This is a genomic window from Lactobacillus sp. UMNPBX19 (genome assembly GCF_002553805.1).
Taxonomy (GTDB): Bacteria; Bacillota; Bacilli; order Lactobacillales; family Lactobacillaceae; genus Lactobacillus.
This window is the reverse complement of the sequence record NZ_PCYR01000102.1, coordinates 1-476: the sequence shown is the minus strand read 5'-3', so window position 1 is coordinate 476 and position 476 is coordinate 1. Positions and strand designations below refer to the sequence as shown.

General features: G+C 34.2%; 1 protein-coding gene. It reads left to right on the top strand.

What is annotated here, in order from left to right:
* Positions 1–476 (top strand): DUF1972 domain-containing protein (locus CP370_RS09270; protein ID WP_143467886.1); only part of this gene is annotated, 476 nt, incomplete at both ends.

Sequence of the window (476 nt, the reverse complement as noted above, 5' to 3'; positions counted from 1 at the left end):
ATCTGAAATTAGATATCATGTTGCTTCTCGGCGAGATAATACAAAATTGAGTCAAGAAAATGATGTGTTTGAGTATAATAATGCAGAAATTTATTCAGTAGATGTGCCAAATATTGGTCCCGCACAGGCAATAGCGTATGATATTAAAGCGCTTAGGTGGGCGATTAATAATGCTAAAAAAATTGGTGCACAGTCTCCAATTTTTTATATTTTAGCAGCTAGAATTGGACCATTTATTGGACACTATGTTAAACAAATTCACGCTCTTGGTGGCACATATTTCATTAATCCAGATGGTCATGAATGGAAACGAGCAAAATGGCCACTTCCTGTAAGAAAGTACTGGAAATTTTCTGAAAGAGGAATGATTAAACATGCTGATTTAGTAATTGCTGATAATCGTAAAATTGAAGAGTACGTAGTAGATACATATAATCAGTTTAGTCCCAATACAACGTTTATTGCTTATGGAACTG